The following is a 23,124-nucleotide window of genomic DNA, read 5'->3' as shown; positions in this document are numbered from 1 at the left end:
GGCATGAACAGCGCCCTTACCCTCGATTTCGCTCCGCTGGTGCCCTGGCCGCTGCTGCTGGCCTGTACCGTGGTGGCGCTGATGCTGACCGGCATGGGCCTGTGGCGGCGTGCGCGCGGCACATTGCTGCGCGCACTGGTCGCCATCCTCGCCATCGGCACGCTGGCCAATCCGGTTGCACGCAAGGAAGAGCGCAGCACGCTGCCCGATATTGCCGTGGTGGTACTGGACGAAAGCCCGAGCCAGAGTATCGCCGACCGCCAGCGCCAGGTCGAACAGGCCGAAGCCGTGCTGCGTGAAAAACTCGGTGCCGTCGAGAATCTGGAACTGCGCGTGGTGCGTGCCGGCAAGCCGGCGGCCGAAACTGCCGATCGCGATGAGGGCACCCGGCTGTTCTCGGCACTGACGCTGGCCTTAAGCGACCTGCCGCGCCATCGCCTGGCCGGCAGCATCCTGGTCACCGATGGTCAGGTGCACGATATGCCGGCCGAGATCGCGGCTGCGCAGGATGTGACCGGTGCGCCGGTGCATGTGCTGCTGACCGGCCGCCCCGATGAACGCGACCGCCGGCTGGTGGTGCGCAATGCGCCCACCTTCGGCATGGTCAACCAGGATCTGAACGTCACCCTGCGCGTCGATGATACCGGCGCAGCACCGAACGAGATGGCGCAGCTGCGCTTCCGCCAGCAGGATGCCGGCGAACAGACGCTGTCCGTGCCGGTCGGCCGCGATGTCACCGTGCCGTTCAAGCTGCCGCGGGCGGGCCGCAGCCTGCTGGAATTCGATGTGGCTCCGATCCCGAACGAACTGACGCCGCTGAACAACCGCGTGGCGCTGTCGGTGAACGGCGTGCGCGATCGCCTCCGCGTACTGCTGGTCACCGGCGAGGTGCATGCGGGCGAACGCGTCTGGCGCAACCTGCTGAAGGCCGATCCGAATGTCGATCTGGTGCATTTCACCATTCTCAGGCCGCCGGACAAGCAGGACGGCACGCCGATCCGCGAACTGTCGCTGATCGCCTTCCCGATCCGCGAGCTGTTCGAGATCAAGCTGTATGATTTCGACCTGATCATCTTCGACCGCTACCGGCGGCGCGGCATCCTGCCGACGTCGTATTACGAGAATATCGCCAGGTATGTCGAACGCGGCGGCGCCTTCCTCGAGGTTTCCGGCCCGGCCTATGCCACGCCGCTCAGTATCTACCGCACGCCGCTGGCCGATAGCTTCCCGGGCCGGCCAACAGGCACGGTGCGCACCGAGCCCTTCACGCCGCAGCTGAGCGCCACCGGCAAGCGCCATCCGGTGACGGCCGGCCTGCCCGGCTCGGTGGGCGAGAACGGCCAGCCGACCTGGAGCCGCTGGTTCCGTGTCGTGAATGTCGATGTGGCGCGCGGCTACAGCCTGCTGGAGACACCGAACCGCGAGCCGCTGTTGATGCTCGACCGCATCGACAAGGGCCGCATTGCACAGTTCTATTCCGACCATATCTGGCTGTGGTCGCGCGGCTTCGAAAACGGCGGGCCGCAGGCCGAGGTCTTGCGACGCCTGGCCCACTGGCTGATGAAGGAACCCGATCTGGAAGAAGAGGCACTGCGTGCCGAAACCAAGGGCGGCCGGTTGGAAGTCGAGCGCCAGAGCCTGAAAGAGAGCCGCGAACCGGTCACCGTCGTTCGGCCGGATGGCAGCGAAACCAAACTGGAGCTGCAGGAACGCGGCAATGGCATTGCCGGCGGTCAGTTGCCGGTCGACATGCCGGGCATCTACCGCGTGCGCGACGGCGCACGCGAGACGGTAGCCACCATGGGCGCGATCAACCCGCGCGAATTTGCCGATCCCCGTGCCACACCGGCGATCCTGAAGCCGCTGGCCGATGCCAGCCGCGGCAGTGTCAGCTGGCTGCGCGACGGCCTGCCAGAGATCCGCATGGTCGAGAAACCGACCCGCAGCGCCGTGCGCGAACAGGCCGGCCGCGGCTGGATCGGGCTTTATCGCCAGAATGATTTCGTGGTCACCGGTCTGACCCTGACGCCGCTGGCCCTGCCGCTGGCAGTGCTGACCGCCTTGCTGCTGGCGATGCTGCTGATGTGGCGGCGCGAGAGCCGTTAACGCGACAGGCGTTTCACAGCGTCAGAAACCGACAGCCCCGCCTGCCAGCCCGCCGCCTGCCCCGCGGCATTCGCCCGCGTCAGCACGCCATGCGTCCAGCCATCGGCTGCGTCGCCGATGCGGGCCGAAGCATGGCTGTAGGCCGCTGCCGGATAGGGCAGCATATCAAGGCCGGCCACGCCGGCATCATCCTTGCCGAAGCCGGCATCATTGAGGAAACAGCCGCGCAACGGCACCGCGATGGCGAACTGCGCCGCACTGACACCGCCATGGCTGCCAGAGACCACCAGCCAGCCGGCGTCCTCACTGCGGATTTCCGCGATGCTGTCGAGCAGAAGGACATGACCGCCATTGCCATCGGGCAAGACGGTGCGCGCCATCTCAGGCCGCCGCCTTCTTCTTGCTCTTCACCGGCTTGCCGACCATGCCGCTGACACCCTGCAGCGCGCCAGCCGCCAGTTCCATCACCTGGAAGCGCTCGCGTTCGACCCAGCCCGGCATCTCCAGGCCACGATCGGCGGCACCGACAAAGCCGAAGGGTTCGTAATAGGGTTTGTCGCCCACCAGGATGCACAGGCCATGGCCGAGCCGGGTGGCCGTGTAGAGGCTGTGCCGGATCAGCGCGCGGCCGATGCCCTGGCCCTGGTAATGCGGATGCACCGTCACCGGGCCGAGCATGATCGCCGGTGTCGCCGCTTCGCCGATGGCGACCGGCCAATAGCGGATCGAGCCGAGCACCACGCCATCCTCGTCGCGCACCACGAAGGCGAGCGCCTTCACATGCGCCACGGCCTCACGCAGCCGGTACACGGTCTTGCGGGTGCGATCCGAACCGAAGGTGAGGTCCAGCAGGGTATCGATCTGGGCGGCGTCGGACGGCCGCTCGGGCAGAATGGGGTACATGAGTTTGCTTCCAGCAACGATTTCGGACACCAGAGGCGGACGGGTGGCCTTAGCCTTCCGTCCGGTTGGCCGGTTCGTGCTCATGGTGGAAGCAGATGTCAGTCGGAGATCAGACGGCGACAATGACCCAGCTTCAGCGCGCACAAACGGCCGTTACGCACCGCTTTCGCATCATTTGCGCTTGCGGTGCGCTCATACGGGCTCGTCGATGTCGCCACTGGCGGGTCATGACACAAAGTCCTGTTTGGTCGCGAAAGTCGATTAGCATAGCCGGCCGGGGGCGTAAACCCGGTTTCACAGGGATTTCATATCTCCGGGTGCACTCTTGGGCCGGGCTGTGTCGGCCAGAACACACTCCCAGGGCGGCTCGGGGCCAAACCGGCTGGCATAGAAGTCGATAAAGGCCCGCACCTTGGGCGTCAGATAACGCTGGGCCGGGTAGACCGCATAGATGCCCAGCGGTGCCGGTTCATAGGCTTCCAGCAGCGGCACAAGCCGACCGGCCGCGATATCGGGCCCAACGATGAAGCTGGGCAGCCGGGCGACACCATGGCCAGCCATCGCGGCATTGCGCAGCGAGTCGCCGTTGTTGGTCGTCAGCCGGCCCGACACCTTCACCGCATAGGGCCCGCCCGGCCCCTCGTAGCGCCAGGTCTCCGGCTCCGGCAGGTATTTGTACAACAGACATTCATGCTGGCGCAGGTCGTCGGGTTTCAGCGGCACACCGGCCTTGCGTAAGTATGATTCGGCTGCACAGGTGATCGGTCGCACCGGGGCCAGACGTCTCGCCGTCAACGTGGAATCAGACAAGTTGGCGCCGATGCGAATGGCCACGTCGACCTCTTCTTCCAGCAGGTCGATGGTGCGGTCGTTGAAGGTGAGATCCACCTTCAGTTCCGGGCAGAGCGCCAGCAGTTCTGGCAACAGTGGCGCCACATAGGCCAGGCCGAAGCTCATCGGCAGGTTCACGCGCAGCAGGCCGCGCGGCAGGGCCTGCAGATTCTGCACGGCGGCATCCACGGCTTCCGCCTCCAGTAATACGCGCTGGGCATGATCCAGCACGATACGGCCGGTCTCGGTCAGTGACAGTTTGCGGGTGGTCCGCTGCAGCAGCTGCGTTCCCAACCGCTGCTCCAGCCGGGATACCTGCTTGGAGACCGCCGATTTCGACCGCGCCAGCGCCGCGGCCGCGGCGCTGAAACTCTCCAGCTCCACCACCCGGGCGAAGACGGCCAGATCGGCCAGATGATCCATATTGTTTCCCATGGGAAACAATCATATTCCAAAGGCGATATTGTTTCAATTCAAGAAAGGCTTACTTTCGCCTCAACACCAACCCACCCCTAACTGGAGAAGCGACGATGACCAAGGTTCTGGTGCTTTATCATTCGATGTACGGCCATGTTGAGAAGATGGCCGAGGCGGTCGCCGCTGGCGCCCGGGAGGTTCCCGGCGCCCAGGTCACGATCAAGCGCGTGCCCGAGACCATGCCGGAAGAGGCCTTCAAGAAGGCCGGAGGCAAGTGGGACCAGGCCGCCCCGATCGCCGACCCGGCCGAGCTGGCCGATTACGACGCCATTATCTTTGGCACCGGCACCCGCTTCGGCAACATGACCAGCCAGATGCGCAGCTTCCTCGACCAGACCGGCGGTCTGTGGGTGAAGGGCGCGCTGGTCGGCAAGGTCGGCAGCGTCTTCGTGTCCACCGGCACCGGCGGCGGCAACGAAACCACCGTGAGCAGCTTCCACACCACCCTGCTGCATCATGGCCTGGTGATCGTCGGCCTGCCCTATGCCATTCCGGAGACGATGGATATCAGCGCGGTGAAGGGCGGCTCGCCGCTCGGTGCCGGTACCATCGCGGGTCCGGATGGCAGCCGCCAGCCGAGCGAGGTTGAACTCAAGACCGCCCGCTTCCAGGGCAAGCATGTGGCGAACATCGCCGCCAAGCTGAAGGCTTAACTCTACTCACTGCGGCGACGGCTGGTATCATCAGCCGTCGCCGATGGAGGTTTCCATGATCCATGTTGTTCCTTTCGATGATCTCGGTCGCATGAATGTCGACTGGCTGAACAGCCGGTTCCATTTCAACTTCTCCGGTGTCGAGGCCCCGATGGGCTACGGCTTCGGGCCGCTGCGGGTGTGGAACGATGACGAAATCGCGCCGCATTCGGGCTTCCCGATGCATGGCCACCGCGACATGGAGATCATCACCTATGTCACCAAGGGCGCCATCAGCCATGAAGACAGCCTGGGCAATAAGGGCCGCACTCCGGCCGGCGACGTTCAGGTGATGTCTGCCGGCACCGGCATCATGCATTCGGAATACAATGCCGAGGATGAGCTGACGCATCTGTTCCAGATCTGGATCCAGCCGCGTCAGACCAGACTGAAGCCGCGCTGGGACCAGGCGCAGTTCCCCAAGGGCGACCGCGCCAACAAGCTGGTGCCGCTGGCCTCGGGTGAGGAGCCCGTGCTGTCGGCCAATCCCGGCACGCTGCTGATCCACCAGGACGCCACCCTGTTCGGCGCCTTCATCGACAAGGGCGCCAGCGTCGCCTACGAGCAGAAGCCCGATCGCATGGGCTATCTGGTGGTCGCCAATGGCACGGTAACGGTGGATGGCCAGCAGGTTGCCACCCGCGCCGGTGCGGCACTGGTGGGTGACGGCAAAATCGAGATCACGGCCGCCGACGGCGCCGAGATCCTGCTGTTCGATCTGCCGCGGCCGACCGGACGCCCGAACTGACCTCGGGTCAGATTACTCCTGAGACTTTGGGCGGCCCTGTTCCGACAGGCCGCCCAAAGCTTTTTCAAGCCGGTCGATATCGGCCAGATGCATCATGGCCGGCGCACCATAAGGCAGGCCAACACCACTTTCCTTGAGGCATTTATGGATCGCAAAGCGCAGGTCGCTTTCGATCATGTGCCGCTTCTCTACATCAGCAATATGGCCGCGCAGCGCGAACAGCAGCGTGCCGGACCCGAAATCGCGGAAGATCACCTGCGGCGCCGGCATGCTGAGAATATCCGGATGGCTGGTCAGGCAGTTCAGCAGCACCTCGCGCGCCTTCTCGAGGTCGGCGGCATAGGACAGGCTGACGGCAACATCGACGCGGCCGAGCCGGTTGCGATGCGTCCAGTTCATCACCGGGCTGGAGATCAGCTCCGAATTGGGGATGATCACCGAGGCGCGCGGGAAGGTCTCGATCTCGGTAGAGCGCACATTGATGCGTCGCACATAGCCTTCGCGGTCACCGATCACCACCCAGTCGCCCACCTTCACCGGCCGTTCGATCAGCAAGATCAGGCCGGAGACGAAGTTGTTGACGATATTCTGCAGGCCGAAACCGATACCGACCGACAGCGCACCGGCGATGATCGCAAGGTTGGACAGATCAAGCCCGACCACGCCAATGCCGGCGACGATGGCCAGCAGATAGCCGACATAGGTCAGCCCGGTGACCATGGAATTGCGCACACCGGGATCGATACCGGTCTGCTGTTCCAGCCGCGTGTTGAGCCCGCCGCTGAGAAACCGGGTCAGGCCGATGCCGATCACCAGCACCACCATGGCGGCAAGGATATTGCCGAGTGAAATCGTCACCGGACCGATGGAGACGCCGTAGAACAGTTCCAGCGTGTAGCCGATCAGCGTCGCGCGGCTGACGCCCCAGGCAAACGCCAAGCCGATCAGCAGCAACATGAACAGTACGATATCGGCCAACAGGCCGAACAGCAGCTGGCTGGTCGTGCTGAGCGGACCACTCAGGCCCAGCGTCTGGCGCCAGCTGCGGAATCGGCTTTCCGGATTCTCGGCCAGATTGGCAAGGCCATCGCGCACCGCGCTGCGCACCAGCGTGTAAGCCCCCAGGGTGAGCGATGAACCAAGCAGTCCGTAGGACAGGAAAGCGGCGGCACCGTAATAGCCAAGTAGCAAGCCAGCGAGCGACACCAGGTTGAGACCGAAGATCAATGATGCGAACAGCCGCAACGGCCGCATCTCATCGCTCAGCGGCCGCCACAGCCGCGGATCTGAAAATGCCAGGTTGGTGATGACCAGGAACAACGCCACGGCAGCGATCACCATATCGCGGCCGGCCGTGCCGAAATCCGGCACGCGCGACGGGGCGACTAGGGCGGCCACCAGCACCATGCCGATGGAAAAAGCGGTGACCCGCCGCTGCAGTCGATTGCGCTCCAGCTTGGGCAGCGGGATCAGCGCCCAGGCCGGATGCTGCGGCGCCAGCGTCGCCTGTGCCAGGCCGCGCGCCAGCAGAGCAATGCTGATCGCCTGCATCAGAATGAACATGATGCGCCCGATCAGGCCAGTCGCCCAGTCATTGCCGACCAGCACGCCGTAGGTTGCCCACAGCGTCACCAACGGCATAGCCGTCTGGCCGATCAGCACTGTGAAAGACGCCATCGTGCGGCGGCCTGCCGAGGGCTCGCCCTCACTGTCAGGACGGATACCGTAGGTCTGGTATAGCCAGCGTTGCAGCGGAATCAGCAGCACGACGGTGAGCACCGCCACCATGATGATCTGCAGCAGCGTGGTATGGCCGGAACGGCGGTTGTCATCGGCCTGCCACCACTGCTCTGGTGCCGCCAGCACCTGGGCGGAAATGCCACGGATATCCTCGATGCCATTGCGCCAGAAATTCGGGCTGAAGGGCGAAGCGCCGCGATAGAGCAGTTGCCGGGTGAACTGGCGCCGCGCTTCGTCGGCCACCTCGTCCTGCAGGGCGATGATGCGGGTCAGCGCCAGCTCGGCCTGCTTCGCGCTGTCCTGCACCGATTGCAGGCGCACGGCGAGCTGCCGGCGCGACTCCGTCACCGCCGGGGCCTCGCGCGGCTGGCCGGTTGCCGGTGCGGGCCCCAGGGCATCAAGCTGCGTCTGCGTACCTGTCACCGCCTGGCGAAACTGGTCACGTTCGATACTGGCATTGACGCGCAGGCGATCAAGGTCGGCACGCAGGGCGGCAAATCCGTCGTCGTCCATGCGCGGATCGCGCAACTGGCGCGTGACAGCCGACAAGGCTGCATTCCAGTCGGTCGCCGTCAACGCGCCGGAAGTGCCGGACACGCCCCCACCAGGCTGCGCCTGGACCGAGGCAAAAGTGACAAGGACGAGGCATAGCACCAGCCCAAGGCGACGCAGATACGGGCGGCACAGGATCGGCAGGATGAGGCGAAGCGGCATGGCGACTATGGGGAACAGGTTCAGGAAAAGCGGCACGAGACCGCCACAGCTATAGCGTAAATAGGGGTTAATTGCTCTCTTTGCCGCCCCATTGCGGCAAAAACGGGGCGGCAGGACGCCTCGGCATGCCGAGTCGCTCGCTTGACTTCGCCCGCCCCGCTGTCTTTGCTGGTGGCATGACCGAGCGGATCGAATGCGATATCGCCGTGGTTGGCGCTGGCACTGCCGGCATCACCGTGGCTGCCGGCGGCGCCCTGCTCGGTGCCAAAACCGTTCTGATCGAACGTGATCGCATGGGCGGTGCGCGGCTATATGGCGAGCTGCCGCTGCAGGCGCTGGCCGCTGCCGCCCGCCACGCCACCGACTGGCAGCATGCGGCAAAGCTTGGCATCCGCTTTGACGAACCCGATATCGACATCCTGGCTGTGCTGCGGCATGCCAATGCCACGATCGCCGCCGCTGCGCCGAATGATTCGGCTGAGCGGCTGGGTGCTCTGGGCGTTACGGTGCTGCAGGGTGAAGCGCGATTTGCCGCGCCTGATACACTCAATGTTGGCAGCACCCAGGTTACGGCACGCCGCTTCGTGATCGCCAGTGGCGCAAAACCGGCGATGCCCGCCATTCCCGGTTTGACGGATATCGCCTGCCTGACTCCGCAATCGATCTTCGATCTGACAGAGCGCCCGCTGCATCTGCTGGTCATCGGCGGCGGCGGCACCGGCATTGCATGCGCGCAGGCCTTTCAGCGTCTGGGCGTGCGGGTGACGCTGGTCGAGCGCCAGCAATGCCTCGCGCGCCACGATCCGGAACTGCGCGACCTGGTCGTCGATGCCCTGCGCCGCGACGGCGTGACGCTGCATGAGCAGACCACGATCACCCTGGCGGAAAATTCCGCCACCGGTATCGTGCTGACCCTGCACCATGCCGATGGCGGCACCGACCGCATCGCCGGTTCACATCTGCTGCTGGCGACAGGCTGGCAGGCCGATCTTGACGCCCTTGACCTGCGACAGGCCGGCATCACCACAGGGCCGCGTGGAATCGCGGTGGATGGCACCCTGCGCACCAGCAACCACCATGTCCATGCCATCGGGGCCGCGGTCGATCCTCAGGCCACAACTGCGATCGCCGTGCATCACGCCACTGTGGCGCTGAAGAATATCCTGCTGCGGCTGCCCCTGCGCGCCGACCGCCGCGCGGCGGCCGATCTGGTCGCCTGCGATCCGGAACTCGCCTGTGTCGGCCTGAGCGAAGCCGCCGCGCGCGCGCGCCATGGCCGCATCCACATCCAGCGCCGCCCCTTCATCCTCAACGAGCGCGCCCTGGCCGAAGGGCGCAGCGAAGGCCTGCTCAAGGTGATGACCACCTCCACCGGTCGCATTCTCGGCGCCGCCGCGGTCGGGCCGCAGGCCGCCGAAATCCTGCATCCCTGGGCGCTCGCCATTGGCAAGGGACTGGGCATCGGCGCAGTCCAGGCCATGATTGCGCCCTTTCCGGCCCGTGGCAGCAGTGCCCTGCAGGCGGCTGCCGATTTCTACCGTCCCAAACTGTTCAGTCCGCTGACCCGGCGGATCGTCCAGTTCCTCGCCCGGTTCGGCTGACGCGCTATACTATCCTGTATCATGACCGCCGAGCCCCTCGCCTCGACCGATTCTTCGCACCCGCCACGCCCGCCTGGCGTCGCCAGCCTGTCTGGCCGTCTGCTGGTGCTGACGATTGTCTTCACCATGCTGTCGGCCGTGCTGATCTACCTGCCGGCGATGAGCCGGTTTCGCATCAGCTATTTTGAATCGCGCATCGAACTGGCCGACCAGGCCGCGCTCGCCCTGTTGGCTGCACCGAACGGCATGGTCAGCGCCGAACTGGAAGATGAGTTGCTGCGCAATGTCGGCGGCAAGCTGGTGGCGATGCGGCGCAAGGAATCGAATGCCCTTATCCTGAGCGACCGCCAGGAATTGCCGATGCTCGGCAAGCCCGTCGATCTCACCACCCAGAAATGGTGGGAAGGCATCATGAATGCGGTGATGGTGATGACCAATCCGGCCAACGACTATGTCCGCGTGCTGGGTCCGTCGCCGCGCGATCCGCAGACCCGTATCGAGGTGGTGCTGCCGACAGCACCGCTGAGTGATGCGCTGCGCGATTTCTCCTGGCAGGTGCTGTGGGTGGCGCTGATCATCTCGGTCATCACCGGCGCCCTGGTCTATCTGAGCCTGCAATGGCTGCTGGTGCGGCCAATCCGCCGCCTGATCGTCAGCATCGTGGGTTTCCATGCCGCACCGGAAGACGCCCGGCAGATCATCCGCCCGACGCAGCGTCGCGATGAAATCGGCATGGCCGAACGCGAGCTGCAGATGATGCAGCAGGATCTGCGGCAGGCATTGACCCAGCGCGCGCGCCTGGCCCAGCTTGGTATCGCCGTCAGCAAGATCAGCCATGACCTGCGCAACATGCTGGCCTCGGCCCAGCTGGTCTCCGACCGCCTCGCCACCTCGGCCGACCCCACCGTGCTGCAGGTCGCCCCCCGCCTGGTCGGCTCGATCGACCGCGCCATCGCGCTCTGCGCCCAGACCCTGCGCTATGGCAAGGCGGAAGAGCGTGCTCCGGAACCCTGCCGCATTGCCCTGCGCGATTTCGTCGACGATGTCGCCGCCGCGCTGGGCCTGCCGGATGGAACCAACATCCGCTGGCACAATGCCGTACCGGAAACCCTGCTGCTGCAGGCCGACAGCGAGCATTTGTACCGCGTGCTCAACAACCTGGTCCGCAACGCCGCCCAGGCGATGCCCGATGGCGGCGACATCCGGGTGGCTGCAGCGCTTGCCGAAAATGGCGTCGTGATCGAAGTGGCCGACAGTGGTGGCGGCCTGAGCGAAGCGGCCCAGACCCATCTGTTCGAGCCCTTCCGCGGCGGTCGCAGCGGTGGAACCGGCCTTGGCCTTGCCATCGCCCGCGAATTGATCCGCGGTCATGGCGGCGACCTGGAACTGGCCCGCACCGGCCCGCTCGGAACCACCTTCCGCATCCGACTGCCGCAGCCCACCGCCTGAAACGGCCCACTTCGGCAGGCCACCATCCCTTATGGCTAACGCGTTTTAACCATATTGCTTAACTGGATATTCAAACGGCGGGGCGCGATAATGCTTGGCCAGAATGGCTGAACGGTGTCCAGATGGATGCCGCACGCAGGAGAGAAGCCCATGCGTATCATCATCCGCAGTTTGCTGCTGCCGCTGTTCCTGACCGGCTTGCTGTCGGCCTGCGCAGATCAACGCAAAGACTTTACACCCTTCGCCCAGAGCACCGCCGTCGGAGTCGGTTATGAGGTTTTTAAGGCTCGCGTTGAGCGTCGCCTTGAAATGACCTGCAATCTCGAAAACCTGGTCGTCGATGGCAAATATTGCGTCAGCAATTTCAAGCCGACTGATCGCCAGGAAGTGTTCTGCTTCAAGACCCTCGGTGGTGTCGACTGCTATGCGGAGCCAGATCCCTATTCGCTGGAAGGCCGCCAGTTGCCCGGACCGCCGCGCGCGCTGGCCGATCCCCGCATGCCGATGACCCCGCCCGGCCGCCGTCCGCAGCCGCAGCTGCCCACCGCCCCCTATGACCAGCGGGCAGAGGAAATTCCGGCAGAAGCCATGCTCGTCACCGAGCCAGCGCCTGACCCGGCCGTCAAGCCGATGTGATGCTGGCTCGCCTCGTGGCCGTGTCTGCCGGCGCCTGAACCCGCTGATTTCTGTGACCGGCATCAACCGCCGGCCTCTTGCCAACCACCGCATCGTGCTAGTTTCTGCCACATGCAGAAACTGCACGACCGCACATGGACCTGGGATCTGCCGGCGCCGCCGGCCGCGCTCTGGCCCTATCTCTCAGACACCGCCCGCTTCAACGAGGCCGCGGGCACACCGCGCTATGCGGTGGAGGAAATCACGCAGCCCGATGGCTCAGTGCGCCGCCGCGCTACCGCGAGTTACAAAGGCGTTGCCGTCGAATGGGACGACCCGCCGTTCGAATGGGTGTTCGAGCGCGAATTCCGCCAGATGCGGATATTCCAGCGCGGCCCGCTGCAAACCCTCGGCCCCGCGCTGAAGCTGGAAGCCGGCCCGAATGGCGGCAGCCGTGTCACCTACCGGCTCAGCGGCACGCCACGCGGCATCCTAGGGCATCTGCTGTTCGCCACCGGCCTGCTGGACAAGATCGGCAAGAGCCTTGAAGAGATGGTGCGGCAGGCCGCCAGCTTTGCCGCGGGCCAGGCCGACATGCCCTTCCTCTACACACCGCCTGAACCGGCGCCGGAACAGCGCGAACGGCTCGCCGGCCTGACCCGGCAGATCGCCGCCGGATCATATCATCACCACCTGGCCGACCGGCTGGCCAGCCATATCGCCACGGCACAGGAGGTCGACCTGATCCGCATCCGGCCGCGCAAGCTGGCGCGCGACTGGCAGGTGCCGGTCCGCCACGTTGCCGAGCTCTGCCTGGAAGCGACACGCCTCGGCCTGCTGGGACTATCGTGGAACCTGCTCTGCCCACGCTGCGGCGGCGCCAAGGCGACGGCAACGACGCTCGACCAGTTGCCCAAACAGGCGCACTGCCCCTCCTGCAACATCGCCTATGACGGCAGCTTCACCAGCAATATCGAGATCAGCTTCCGCCCCGCCCCAGCAATCCGCAGCATTGGCGAAGGCGAGTTCTGCATGGGTGGGCCGCATGTGTCGCGCCACATTCTGGTGCAGCAGATTCTGCAGCCGGGCGAGCAGCGGCGCATCATGGTGGCCCTGCCGGCCGGCGAATACCGCCTGCGTGCCCTGGAACCCGGCGGCGAATGCGTGATCGTGCATGATGGCGGTGCCTTCCCGACCATGATTGCCGAAGATGCTGCCGCGCCGGAATTCACCATCCGTGGCGCCGCCGGCGATACCATTGGTGGCCTGGTGTTACACAATCTCAGCAGCCGGCAACTGACCTTTGTGATCGAGTCGCGCGCCTGGCGCAGCGACGCGCTGACCGCTCATGAGGTGACGACCCTGCAGGCTTTCCGCGACCTGCTGCCGGCGCAGGTGCTGCGCGAGGGCGAGGATGTCGGCATCGACAGCATCACGCTGATGTTCACCGATCTGGAAGGGTCCACCGCGCTCTACGAACGGCTCGGCGATGCAGCAGCCTATCGCCTGGTGCGCCGGCATTTCGGCTTCCTGGCCGAGTCGATCCGCGAACATGACGGCGCGCTGATCAAAACCATCGGCGATGCGGTGATGGCAGCGTTTGCCACGCCCGAACAGGCCGTGCGCGCCGCCCTGGAAATCCGCGACCGCATCGGCGCCTTCAACCGCGACTATCAGGCGGAACTGGCCGCCGAGGGTCTGCCCGCGGAGACCGCCATCGGTTTGAAGATGGGTCTGCATGGCGGACGCTGCATCGCCGTGACCCTGAACGAGCGACTGGATTACTTCGGCAGCACAGTGAACATGGCCGCCCGCCTGCAGGGCCGCAGCCGGCGTGGCGAAGTCGTGCTGTCGGCGCCACTGGCCGCCGATCCGGCCGTGATGCCATTGCTGGACGGCCGCACCCTCAGCCATGAAAGCGCCGAGCTGAAGGGGTTTGTAAAACCGGTTCCCTTCGTGCGGCTGACGGCCTAGTCCTCGGTGAGTGCCGACAACCCGAGCTGTGCACGGCGGCGCAGCCACAGGCTGGGCCGGTAGCGGTCGTCGCCGGTGATGGCCTGCAGCTGGGTCAGCACCGTATGCACGGTTTCCAGCCCCATGGCGTCGGCCAACGCCAGCGGCCCGAAGGGATAGTTCAGCCCCAGCGTCATCGCCTTGTCGATATCGGGCGGGCTGGCGACACGGATCTGCGCCATCTCACAGCCCAGATTGGCCACCATGGCCGCAATGCGCTGGCCGATGAAACCGGGACTATCGGTGATCGACGTAACGGCCCGGCCGGCAGAGTGCAACCGCGCCACCAGAGCATCAACAAGATCACGCCGCGCACCTGGTGCGCGCATCAGCGTCAGGCGCTTGTCCAGCTTGCCGGCGATATCGAGGCCGAACAGGCGGCGGTGATCCAGCTTCATGCGGGCCGCATAACTGGCCACATCCTCACCTAGCGGCGCGCAAAGAATGGCGCTGTCGCCATCATCAAACCCGCTGACCTCAAGGTCGAAGCTGCGCAGCAATGCACCCAGGGCTTCATCATCGGCATCGGCCAGTACGACCCGGCTGGCCGGTTCTGCCGCCGAGGTCGCATCGGCTGAGGGCACCACGCCCTTGTCGGCCTCGTCATAGGCAAAAAAGCCCTGTTTGGTCTTGCGGCCGAACTGGCCACTTTCCTTCAGCAACTGGTGCAGCGGTGCCGTGGCCAGCCGGCGGTCATAGAAATAGCCTTCGTGGATGATCTGGCTGACCGGGAAATTAACGTCGATGCCGGTCAAATCCATCAGCTCGAAGGGCCCCATCTTGAAGCCCCAGTTGTCGCGCATCACCGCATCGACCTGCGCCGGCGTCGCCACGCCTTCAGAGACGATGCGCAGTGCCTCCTGCGTATAGGCACGCCCCCCCAGATTGACCAGGAAGCCCGGGCTGTCCTGCACCACCACCGGCAGCCGGCCCATGCGTTCACCCACTGCAACCAGGCTGGCAATCGTGGCATCTGAACTGCCCGGCGCGCGGATCACTTCCACCAGTTTCATCAGCGGCACGGGATTGAAGAAATGCAGGCCGGCAATACGGTCGCGCTGCTGGCAGGCAGCCGCAATGCTGGCGATGCGCAATGACGAGGTATTGGAGGCCAGCAGGCAATCGGGCCGCACGATCGCTTCCAGCTTGCGGAACACCTCCTGCTTGACCCCGAGATTCTCGACAATGGCTTCCACCACCAGATCGGCAGGGGCCAGCGCTTCCAGCGTATCCACCACGCTCAGACGAGCCTTGGCTGCCGTCGCGGCTGACTCCTCGAGCCGGCCTTTGGACACCATCTGGTCAAGCTGGGCAAAGATCGCCTCGCGCGCCTTGGCGGCTGCGCCGGTCATGGCATCGAACAGCAGAACCGCCATGCCGCCGGTCATGCCCACCTGGGCAATGCCGCGGCCCATGGCGCCAGCGCCGATAACGCCTACAGTTTCAATCTTTTGCCCAGTTTCAGCCACAATATGCCTCCGTTTTGGCGGCAACATCCTGCCTATACAGGCCTTGATCCGCAAGCCATCGCACCCCACATCTTCGGTGTTCGGATGCCTTTAAGGGTCCGCGCGCTGCTCGCTTTTATAAGGAGTATGGAATGACCCGCGTATCGATTTTCTCCAGCCCCCTGCTGCTCGGCTTCGACCATGTCGAACGCATGATCGAGCGCGCCACCAAGGCGGGCTCGGAGGGCTATCCACCCTATAATATTGAACAGACCGGCGAAAACGATCTCCGTATCAGCCTGGCACTTGCAGGTTTCAGCGCGACCGATCTCGCCATCACGGTGGAAGACAACCAGCTTGTCATCCGTGGCAAGCAGAGCGACGACAAGGAACGCATCTACCTGCATCGCGGTATCGCGGCGCGGCAGTTCCAGCGCAGCTTCGTGCTGGCCGATGGCATTGAGGTTGTGGGCGCAGAGCTGCGCAACGGCCTGCTGCATATCGACCTGCACCGGCCGCGGCCGGAATCACAGATTCGCAATATTGCGATCAACACGACGGATGGCGGCCGCAGCGATACGCTGGGCGTTACCGGCAAAACCGGCGGCTCTCGTTAAGTTCGCGCCGGAAGGAGAAAACACATGGCCCTCCCCAACGATCACGATACCAAACATGACAACGTCGCGGGCTCACAACCGCCGATGACGGAAGAAACCTTTGCCAACCTCGGCGCGCCTGACCTGGCCTATATACGGCTGGTGCAGATTCCAGAAGGTGCGGTCTGGGGCATCTACTCCGCCAACGGCACCCAGTTAGGCCTCGCGCCGCAACGCGAACTTGCCTTTGCTGCAGCAGTGCAGAACGACCTGATGCCCGTCAGCGCGCACTGACGGAACAGATCTGACGGTTACGGCCAGTCTACGCCGATCAGGCGGCGTGGCTGGTCGGGCTGTCGGTGAGCAGGGCGTAGATGGCGTCGGCGCTCTCGGCGCCGCGCAGCTTCTCGCAAACCGCCTTGTCGCGCAGCAGGCGCGACACGCGCGCCAGTGCCTTCAGGTGGTCGGCGCCGGCCGATTCCGGGGCCAGCAGAAGAAACACCAAGTCCACAGGCATCTCGTCGATCGAATCGAAATCGATCGGACGCTCAACACGGGCGAACAGGCCATAAAGCTTGTCCAGTCCGGGCAGGCGGCCATGCGGAATCGCAATCCCATTGCCAACACCCGTGGTACCGAGGCGCTCACGCTCCAGCAGGGTATCGAAAATGGCGCGCTCATGCTGGCCAGTGATTTTTGCGGCGCGGGCAGAGAGTTCCTGCAGCGCCTGCTTCTTGCTGTTGGCCTTGAGGTTGGCGATCACGCCATCAGGGCTCAAGAGCTGAAAGATTTCCATCTGGAATCGTGCCTCCGCGGCTTCTGACGGTATGAGTCTGGTCTCAATCGAGACTCAGGCCACATCTCCGACCTGGGGGAGCCGCTGGTGATGATTACGCCGCTTGCGTTTGTCGCGCCGGACCTGTTTAGCCAGCTTCTCCAGAGCCTGGTCGAAGCTGAGATAGATTTCGTTACCCTCCGCCGCTGCCGTCATGGCGATGCCTGCACCGACATGCACCGTGCATACACAATGGAACATCGAGCCGTCGCGCTTGAACACGACATTGGCCTCGATGGCATTGTCCATGTACTTGGACACCGCTGCGGAAAGATGTTCCTCGACATAGGCGCGCAAAGAGTCGCCGAGGTCGAGCTGCTGTCCGGAAGTCAGGATTTTCATCTGTGTCGAAATCCGAGTTCGATCGGTCAGGGCATGAGTGTAGTACGGCGGCCAACGCCCGTCATGCGCGGCGGACCATAGAGAAGGCCTTTTTCCCTGTCAACCACGTGGAAATCCGTTAACCCATTGATTTAAAAGATATCCACAGCCGTCCGGCTACGGTTTACCTTTGATCACAAGGGCTAAGGCGCCAACCGGTCCGGTTCGGTACGAAAGATTCGGTCGACGGCTTCCGCACCGGATATGGTGACGCCGAGATCGCGGATCAAGCCATTTGATATTCCGTATACCCAGCCATGCAGGCTGAGATCCTGGCCGCGATGCCAGGCATTCTGCACGATGGTGGTCTTGGCCAGATTGTGCACCTGCTCGCGCACGTTCAGTTCGCACAGCAGATTGACGCGCTTGTATTCCTCGACCACGTCCTGAAGCTCAGCCTCGTTCCGTGCGTAGACATCGCGGATCGGCCGCAGCCAATGATCGATCAGGCCCAGCTGCTGCGGCTGCATTGCCGCGCGCACGCCGCCACAGCCGTAGTGGCCGGTGACGATGACGTGCTTCACCTTCAGGAATTCAATGGCGTATTGCAGCACTGCCAGGCAGTTCATGTCGGCCGGATGAACCAGGTTGGCGACATTGCGGTGCACGAACAGCTCGCCGGGATCGAGACCGACGATTTCATTCGCCGGCACCCGGCTGTCGGCGCAGCCAATCCAGAGATAGGCCGGATTCTGCTGATGCGCGAGCCGGTCGAAAAAACCCGGATCGGCATTGAGCTTGGAAATCGCCCAGGCCCGGTTGCTGTCAAACAGCGGCGCGATGTCAGCCATGTTTCCGCCCTCGCCTCACCCGGCCTTGAGCAGGCCGGCCTTTTTCAGGCGGCGGCGCTCGACCGATGAAGGAATGTTCATTGCCTCGCGGTATTTCGCCACGGTGCGGCGGGCGATATCGACACCCTTGCCGGCCAGCATCTCGACGATCTTGTCGTCCGACAACACATCCTCGGCGCTTTCGGCATCGATCAGCGTCTTGATGCGGTGACGGATCGACTCTGCCGAGAAGGCTTCGCCGCCATCGGTGGCCGCGATACTGGCAGTGAAGAAATACTTCATCTCGAAAATGCCGCGTGGCGTCGCCATGGTCTTGTTCGAGGTGACGCGGCTGACCGTGCTTTCATGCATCTCGATGGCCTCGGCCACGGCGCGCAGGTTCAGCGGTTTCAGATGCGACACGCCATGGCGCAGGAAGGCGTCCTGCTGACGCACGATCTCGCTGGCGACCTTCAGGATGGTCTGGGCACGCTGGTCGAGCGACTTGACCAGCCAGTTAGCCGAATTCAGGCAATCCGACATATAGGTCTTGGTCTGCTTCTGCTGGACATTCGGCGTCGCGCCATTTGTCGCCGCCTTTTCCGCCTTGGTCACCCGGGCATAATAGCGGCTGTTGACCAGCACGCGCGGCAGGGTGTCGCTGTTCAGCTCGACCAGCCAGCTGCCGTCATTGCCCCGGCGCACATAGACATCGGGCACCAGCGTCTGCACCGGCTCACCACCGAACAGCAGACCCGGCTTGGGATTGAGTGCACGGATTTCCTGCACCATGTCGGCGACATCTTCCTGATCCACGCCACAGATGCGCATCAGGCCGGGGATATCGCGCTTGGCCAGCAGTTCCAGGTTATCGAGCAGAGCCTGCATGGCCGGATCGAGGCGGTCGCGTTCGCGCAGCTGCAGCGCCAGGCATTCCTTCAGGCTGCGGGCAAACAGCCCTGCCGGCTCGATGGTCTGCAGATCCAGTAGCACGGCCTCGACCTCGTCGGCCTCGATACCCAGCCGGGTCGCCACCTCTTCCAGCGGTTCGGTGACATAGCCGGCTTCGTCCAGCGTATCGATCAGAGCCTGGCCGATCAGGCGGTCGGTCGCATTGGCCGGCATCAGCAGCCAGTGTTCCTGCACATGCTCGCGCAGGCTGAGCGTCTCCGACAGGGTCTGTTCCAGGCCACCGCCCTCGTCGTCAAACCGCCCGTCGCCACCACGCCCGCTGATATAATTGCTGCTCAGCCCCATATCGGCATTGGCGCCGTCATAGCCACTGTCGTTGTTGAAGGTATTGTCGCCATCGGGATCGACATCCATGGCTTCGCGCGCCTTTTCGGCGATGCCATCGGAACTCAGATCCAGGCGTTCGGCCGGCGCATCGCCATCGGCGACTTCAAAGGAATCGCGGGTATCCTCGGCACCGGGCGCGTCGCCGTCGATCCGTTCGAGCAGCGGATTGCGCTCCAGCTCCTGCTCGACATAGGCCATCAATTCGAGATTGGAGAGCTGCAGCAGCTTGATCGCCTGCTGCAGCTGCGGCGTCATAACGAGCGCCTGGCCCTGCCTAAGCTCGAGACGGGGACCCAAGGCCATGCTTATGCGCCCATCACCAGCTGAACCGCTCGCCGAGATAAACCCGCCGGACATTCTCGTCGGCGACGATTTCGCTCGGGCTGCCCTCCATCAGTACCTTGCCATCATGCAGGATGTAGGCACGGTCGATGATGTCGAGTGTCTCGCGGACATTGTGGTCGGTGATCAGCACGCCGATGCCGCGATCCTTCAGATGCGACACCAGCTGGCGGATTTCACCTACCGCAATCGGATCGATGCCGGCCAGTGGCTCGTCCAGCAGCATGAAGGAAGGCTGCGTTGCCAGCGAGCGGGCGATTTCGCAGCGCCGGCGCTCGCCGCCGGACAGCGCCAGCGCCGGCGTGCGCCGCAGATGCGTGATCGAGAATTCAGCCAGCAGGTCGTCCAGCATCGCCTCGCGGCGATCAGCCTCGGGCTCGACCAGTTCAAGCACGGCGCGGATATTCTGTTCCACCGTCAGGCCGCGGAAGATCGAGGCTTCCTGCGGCAAGTAGCCCATGCCGAGCCGCGAGCGGCGATACATCGGCAGGCCGGTGATATTGTGGCCATCCAGTGTGATGCTGCCATGATCGGGCCGCAGCAGACCGGTCATGATGTAGAAGGTCGTGGTCTTGCCGGCGCCGTTGGGGCCCAGCAGGCCAACGGCTTCGCCACGCTGCACATACAGCGACACATCGCGCAGCACCGGCCGCTTCTTGAAGCTCTTGCCCAGGCGATGCGCTGCCAGCCCGGGATACGGATTCTCGGCAACCAAGCGCAGGCCGTCGCCTGCCGGATCAAGCTTGTCGCCACTGGCAGTCATCAGCGACGGCCTCCCTGTGCAGGCGCCGGATCGGCCGGCTTGTCGCCGCCTTCGGGAATGATCACCGCCCGTACCCGTGTGCCCTGGGCCGGATCGCAGGTACTGCGGCCGGTATCCTGATACATCACGGCGCGCGCACAGCGCAACGTGCTGTTGTCGCTGGTCATCAGCACATTGCCGGTCAGGGTAATAGTCTTCTTTTCCACGTCATACACGCCGAAATCGCCCTGGGCGCGTTCCTTCGGCGTCGAGACGAAGACACTGCCTTTCGCCTCGATCTTGCTGATCGAGCTGGAATCGGGACCGCCGGGTGCGGCCGGTGCGGCAGCCGGGCGTGCGGCAGGCTGCTGGCGCGGCGTCGTACTGCCCGCAGCAGCGCCGGCTGCCGGCGCGCTGCGGTCGCGGTAATACACGAACAGCTCTTCCGAACGCAGCCGGGTATCGCCTTGCACCACATCGACCTTGCCCTTGAAGATCGCCAGCTGCTTGTCCTGCTGCACTTCCAGGGTATCGGAAGAAATCTCGATCGGCTGGTTGCTGTTCTGCTTGCTGTTGAGGTTCAACTGGGCGGTCGCATCGGCAGCGAACAAGGCAAGCGCCGCGGCAGCCAGAAACGCCGGGCGCAGCCCGAACGAGCGGGCGAACAGATGGGGGAGTCGTAATACCGTCATCCCTGCTTCCCTCGCGGAAGAATCGTCGTCTTCACGCCATTGATGAAAACGATGACCCGCCCCTTGTCGTAGACCCGCATACCATTGGCGCGGATCTGGCCGAATTCCGCCTGCCCCCACACCTTCTCGTCGCTGGATATCACCTTGGTCTGCAGATTGACCTCGGCGGAATGGCCATGCATCTCGCTGCCACGGTCACCATAGACATTGATGTTGCCATACAGGTCAAGCAGATGGGCGGTGCCATTATACAGCCCTGTATCGGCGGTCAGGGACCACCATTCGCCACTGCTCATGGTGATATCAGCCTGCACGCGGTCCAGCGTCACATGCTTGTCATCCTTCGGGTCCTGGATGGCGCGGTCGGCCGTTACCACATAGGGCTGGCCATTGGCATCCGAGCCGCGGTATTTCGGATTGTTCATCACCAGCGCCGCACTGGCAGAGTCCACATCGCTGAAGCTCAGCGACAGGGTGTTATGCCGCTTAGACAGCTGCGGCCAGGCGATCACCGCCGCCACAGTGCCGAGCGCGATCAGCGGCAGGATGAATTTCATGAAACGGACGAAACCGCGCCGGCGTGGCAATGCCGACAGGATGCGCGCACCATCGCGCGGCGCGAAATCGGCATTGCGGCGGGTTTTCTGGGTGCCTGGCTGGCTGAGATCGGCTGTCATCATGGCGCCATGCATCAGGTAATACCTGCACGCACGCAATCGTGCATGTGCAGGATGCCTACGGGACGACCGTTCTCGACCACGAAGAAGGCGGTAATGCGGCGGCGGTTCATCTCGCCCAGCGCCTCGCCGGCCAGCTGATTGGGGCCGATGGTGATCGGCTTCCTGGTCATCACCGTTTCAACTTTCTGCGCCAGCAGATCGCCCTCGATATGGCGGCGCAAGTCGCCGTCGGTGATGATGCCGAGCAGCTTGTCCTTGTCGCGGCCGCCCTTGCCGATAATGCCGATACAGCCAAAGCTGCGGCCGGCCATCGTGACCAAAGCGTCGCGCATGCCGGTGCCGACCGTCACCATCGGCATTTCCGCGCCGGTATGCATGAGGTCTTTGACCTTGACCAGCTGGCGGCCGAGCTTGCCGCCGGGATGGTAGATACGGAACTGGTCCTTGGTGAAGCCGCGCCGCTCCATCAGGCCGACGGCGAGCGCATCGCCCAGGGCCAGCATCATGGTGGTGGATGTGGTGGGCGCCTGCGCGATCGGACAGGCCTCTTCCACCGGCGGGATCAGCAACACGACATCGGCCGCCTCGCCCAGTGCCGATTTGGCCTTCTTGGTCATGGCAATCAGGGGAATGGCAAAGCGCTTGGCATGGGCGATGACATCGGCCAGCTCATGGGTTTCGCCGGAATTCGACAGGCAGATCACCACATCGCCCGGCATGATCATGCCAAGGTCGCCATGGCTGGCCTCGCCGGGATGGACGAAACTGGCTGGCGTGCCGGTCGAGGCAAGCGTGGCCGCGATCTTGCGCGCCACATGGCCGCTCTTGCCCATGCCTGAAATAATGGCACGCGCATGAGCGCCCTTGCGGCTCACCGTCATGAGAATGTCGAGCGCCTTGCCGAAACTGCTGTCCAGATTGGCCGCCAGAGCGGCCAGACCGTTGGCTTCCATCAGCAGAACGCGGCGGCCGACCTCGATATCGGGACTGGCGGCCGGACGCCGTGCGGCAACCTGCACGACTTTTCCCGCACTGGACTTTACCGTGCTGGGCTTTGCCGCGCCGGGCCGGGTCGGGGCTTTCGCACGTTTCTTTCCGGCGCGCTTAACACGCGCGGCGGATGGTGCGGACGTCATGGGCTTCCACCGCTTGCGAGACACTAACAAGAATCGTGCCAAGTATGGAGAATCACCCCCGGAATTGCAAACCTGATGACCGGTTCGCAGCCAATTTCAGAGACTTGGCCGTTTGCGGGATAAAGGCCCGGATTAGTGGGCGAAAATATCGTCCTCGGGCCAGCCGGCCAGATCCAGCGCCGCACGGGCCGGCAGGAAGCCGAAACAGGCCTCGGCGAGCGCCATGCGACCCTCCCGCACCAGCATGCCGTCCAGCACGGTCTTCAACTGGTGCAGGTTCAGCACGTCGGAGGCGGCATAACGCTGCTGCGCCT

General features: G+C 64.2%; 22 protein-coding genes and 1 pseudogene. 9 read left to right on the top strand and 14 right to left on the bottom strand.

What is annotated here, in order from left to right:
• The first annotated feature begins 3 nt into the window (after positions 1 to 3).
• Positions 4 to 2,106, top strand: coding sequence for a hypothetical protein (locus AAG821_RS09620; RefSeq protein ID WP_341915133.1), 2,103 nt, complete (start codon positions 4 to 6; stop codon positions 2,104 to 2,106).
• Here the strand turns inward: AAG821_RS09620 and AAG821_RS09615 are convergent.
• The 3 genes from AAG821_RS09615 to AAG821_RS09605 all read right to left on the bottom strand — a co-directional run bounded on the left by AAG821_RS09615 (position 2,103) and on the right by AAG821_RS09605 (position 4,275).
• The gene (locus AAG821_RS09615; protein ID WP_341915135.1) at positions 2,103 to 2,486 is read right to left on the bottom strand and encodes a hypothetical protein; all 384 of its coding nucleotides are present in this window, start codon (positions 2,484 to 2,486) and stop codon (positions 2,103 to 2,105) included. The genes AAG821_RS09620 and AAG821_RS09615 overlap by 4 nt on opposite strands.
• A gap of 1 nt (position 2,487) precedes the next feature.
• On the bottom strand, positions 2,488 to 3,009 hold the full coding sequence (locus AAG821_RS09610) for an N-acetyltransferase (protein ID WP_341915137.1): 522 nt from the start codon (positions 3,007 to 3,009) through the stop codon (positions 2,488 to 2,490).
• 294 nt (positions 3,010 to 3,303) lie between these two features.
• Positions 3,304 to 4,275, bottom strand: a complete 972-nt coding sequence (locus tag AAG821_RS09605) for a LysR substrate-binding domain-containing protein (RefSeq protein ID WP_341916255.1) — start codon at positions 4,273 to 4,275, stop codon at positions 3,304 to 3,306.
• Positions 4,276 to 4,370: 95 nt separating this feature from the next.
• Here AAG821_RS09605 and wrbA point away from each other — a divergent pair, with 95 nt between their 5' ends.
• On the top strand, positions 4,371 to 4,970 hold the full coding sequence (gene wrbA / locus AAG821_RS09600) for an NAD(P)H:quinone oxidoreductase (protein WP_341915141.1): 600 nt from the start codon (positions 4,371 to 4,373) through the stop codon (positions 4,968 to 4,970).
• 55 nt (positions 4,971 to 5,025) lie between these two features.
• On the top strand, positions 5,026 to 5,757 hold the full coding sequence (locus AAG821_RS09595) for a pirin family protein (protein ID WP_341915142.1): 732 nt from the start codon (positions 5,026 to 5,028) through the stop codon (positions 5,755 to 5,757).
• 12 nt (positions 5,758 to 5,769) lie between these two features.
• On the opposite strand, the gene AAG821_RS09590 is transcribed toward AAG821_RS09595, so the two are convergent.
• On the bottom strand, positions 5,770 to 8,211 hold the full coding sequence (locus AAG821_RS09590; RefSeq protein WP_341915145.1) for a DUF3772 domain-containing protein: 2,442 nt from the start codon (positions 8,209 to 8,211) through the stop codon (positions 5,770 to 5,772).
• A 125-nt stretch (positions 8,212 to 8,336) separates the two neighbouring features.
• On the opposite strand from AAG821_RS09590, the gene AAG821_RS09585 reads away from it, so the two are divergent.
• The 4 genes from AAG821_RS09585 to AAG821_RS09570 all read left to right on the top strand — a co-directional run bounded on the left by AAG821_RS09585 (position 8,337) and on the right by AAG821_RS09570 (position 13,850).
• Positions 8,337 to 9,812 carry an FAD-dependent oxidoreductase gene (locus AAG821_RS09585; protein WP_341915147.1) on the top strand — a complete coding sequence of 492 codons (1,476 nt, stop codon included), beginning with the start codon at positions 8,337 to 8,339 and terminating at the stop codon, positions 9,810 to 9,812.
• A gap of 21 nt (positions 9,813 to 9,833) precedes the next feature.
• Complete coding sequence (locus AAG821_RS09580; protein ID WP_341915149.1) at positions 9,834 to 11,261, top strand: HAMP domain-containing sensor histidine kinase; 1,428 nt, start codon at positions 9,834 to 9,836, stop codon at positions 11,259 to 11,261.
• A gap of 171 nt (positions 11,262 to 11,432) precedes the next feature.
• A complete protein-coding gene (locus AAG821_RS09575) occupies positions 11,433 to 11,897 on the top strand; it encodes a hypothetical protein (RefSeq protein ID WP_341915150.1) in 465 nt (154 codons plus the stop codon).
• A gap of 111 nt (positions 11,898 to 12,008) precedes the next feature.
• Positions 12,009 to 13,850, top strand: coding sequence for an adenylate/guanylate cyclase domain-containing protein (locus tag AAG821_RS09570; RefSeq protein WP_341915152.1), 1,842 nt, complete (start codon positions 12,009 to 12,011; stop codon positions 13,848 to 13,850).
• Here the strand turns inward: AAG821_RS09570 and AAG821_RS09565 are convergent.
• Complete coding sequence (locus AAG821_RS09565; RefSeq protein ID WP_341915153.1) at positions 13,847 to 15,385, bottom strand: 3-hydroxyacyl-CoA dehydrogenase; 1,539 nt, start codon at positions 15,383 to 15,385, stop codon at positions 13,847 to 13,849. The genes AAG821_RS09570 and AAG821_RS09565 overlap by 4 nt on opposite strands.
• A gap of 104 nt (positions 15,386 to 15,489) precedes the next feature.
• Between AAG821_RS09565 and AAG821_RS09560 the strand changes: the two genes are divergently transcribed.
• Positions 15,490 to 15,954: an Hsp20 family protein gene (locus tag AAG821_RS09560; protein WP_341915154.1), complete on the top strand. Its 465-nt coding sequence runs from the start codon at positions 15,490 to 15,492 to the stop codon at positions 15,952 to 15,954.
• Between the two features lie 24 nt (positions 15,955 to 15,978).
• Positions 15,979 to 16,227 (top strand): DUF1150 family protein, encoded by a 249-nt coding sequence (locus tag AAG821_RS09555; RefSeq protein ID WP_341915156.1) that lies wholly within the window; start codon positions 15,979 to 15,981, stop codon positions 16,225 to 16,227.
• 37 nt (positions 16,228 to 16,264) lie between these two features.
• Here AAG821_RS09555 and ptsN read toward each other — a convergent pair whose 3' ends face one another.
• The 9 genes and pseudogenes from ptsN to AAG821_RS09510 all read right to left on the bottom strand — a co-directional run.
• Positions 16,265 to 16,729 (bottom strand): PTS IIA-like nitrogen regulatory protein PtsN, encoded by a 465-nt coding sequence (gene ptsN, locus AAG821_RS09550; protein ID WP_341895860.1) that lies wholly within the window; start codon positions 16,727 to 16,729, stop codon positions 16,265 to 16,267.
• A 54-nt stretch (positions 16,730 to 16,783) separates the two neighbouring features.
• Positions 16,784 to 17,110 carry a ribosome-associated translation inhibitor RaiA gene (gene raiA / locus AAG821_RS09545; RefSeq protein WP_341915157.1) on the bottom strand — a complete coding sequence of 109 codons (327 nt, stop codon included), beginning with the start codon at positions 17,108 to 17,110 and terminating at the stop codon, positions 16,784 to 16,786.
• A gap of 182 nt (positions 17,111 to 17,292) precedes the next feature.
• On the bottom strand, positions 17,293 to 17,940 hold the full coding sequence (gene can / locus AAG821_RS09540) for a carbonate dehydratase (protein ID WP_341915159.1): 648 nt from the start codon (positions 17,938 to 17,940) through the stop codon (positions 17,293 to 17,295).
• A gap of 15 nt (positions 17,941 to 17,955) precedes the next feature.
• Positions 17,956 to 19,521 carry an RNA polymerase factor sigma-54 gene (gene rpoN / locus AAG821_RS09535; RefSeq protein WP_341915160.1) on the bottom strand — a complete coding sequence of 522 codons (1,566 nt, stop codon included), beginning with the start codon at positions 19,519 to 19,521 and terminating at the stop codon, positions 17,956 to 17,958.
• A 13-nt stretch (positions 19,522 to 19,534) separates the two neighbouring features.
• Positions 19,535 to 20,323: an LPS export ABC transporter ATP-binding protein gene (gene lptB, locus AAG821_RS09530; RefSeq protein WP_341915162.1), complete on the bottom strand. Its 789-nt coding sequence runs from the start codon at positions 20,321 to 20,323 to the stop codon at positions 19,535 to 19,537.
• Positions 20,323 to 20,994 (bottom strand): LptA/OstA family protein, encoded by a 672-nt coding sequence (locus tag AAG821_RS09525; protein WP_341915163.1) that lies wholly within the window; start codon positions 20,992 to 20,994, stop codon positions 20,323 to 20,325. Before AAG821_RS09525 ends, lptB begins: the two co-directional genes overlap by 1 nt.
• Positions 20,991 to 21,674 carry an LPS export ABC transporter periplasmic protein LptC gene (gene lptC / locus AAG821_RS09520; protein WP_341915164.1) on the bottom strand — a complete coding sequence of 228 codons (684 nt, stop codon included), beginning with the start codon at positions 21,672 to 21,674 and terminating at the stop codon, positions 20,991 to 20,993. Before lptC ends, AAG821_RS09525 begins: the two co-directional genes overlap by 4 nt.
• 11 nt (positions 21,675 to 21,685) lie before the next feature.
• On the bottom strand, positions 21,686 to 22,693 hold the full coding sequence (locus tag AAG821_RS09515) for a KpsF/GutQ family sugar-phosphate isomerase (protein WP_341915166.1): 1,008 nt from the start codon (positions 22,691 to 22,693) through the stop codon (positions 21,686 to 21,688).
• A gap of 249 nt (positions 22,694 to 22,942) precedes the next feature.
• Positions 22,943 to 23,124 (bottom strand): annotated as a pseudogene (locus AAG821_RS09510) (ribonuclease D); the annotation flags it as partial.

The organism is Ferrovibrio terrae, from assembly GCF_943372915.1.
Taxonomy (GTDB): domain Bacteria; phylum Pseudomonadota; class Alphaproteobacteria; order Ferrovibrionales; family Ferrovibrionaceae; genus Ferrovibrio; species Ferrovibrio terrae_A.
The sequence above is the reverse complement of the archived record's forward strand: the minus strand, read 5'-3'. Positions and strand labels throughout refer to the sequence as shown.